The sequence below is a fragment of the Bacteriovorax sp. DB6_IX genome (assembly GCF_000447775.1).
In the GTDB taxonomy this organism is placed as follows: domain Bacteria; phylum Bdellovibrionota; class Bacteriovoracia; order Bacteriovoracales; family Bacteriovoracaceae; genus Halobacteriovorax_A.
Window position 1 is genome coordinate 1 of sequence record NZ_AUNJ01000275.1, and the last position, 281, is coordinate 281.

Below are 281 nucleotides of genomic sequence, written 5' to 3' on the forward strand. Positions count from 1 at the left end.
ATTTGGCCAGAAACCGAAGCACTTAAGGCCCACCTATGCTTATACCGTATTAAGCAAGATGAGAAATATTTAGAAAGAGCAAAAGCACAAAAAGATTTCACATTAAAATATCGTCTCAATGAAAATAACTCTTGGAAGGAACATTTATCTCGTGATCTAAAAGATGAGACAGATTTACATCCATCGACGACTGCTTATCATTTACTTATGGGATTCTTGGAGTGGATAAAGAACGAGTAGGCTTGAAGAAAGCCTACTCAGAGTTATTAATTATTTATTTC

Annotated in this window: 1 protein-coding gene; it reads left to right on the forward strand. The window is 34.9% G+C overall.

Features of this window, described 5'->3' with window-relative positions; translation table 11 throughout:
- Nucleotides 1–240, forward strand: a 240-nt coding sequence (locus tag M901_RS08000) for an AGE family epimerase/isomerase (RefSeq protein ID WP_034721337.1), incomplete at its 5' end; no start/stop codon positions are given.
- Nucleotides 241–281 lie beyond the last annotated feature (41 nt).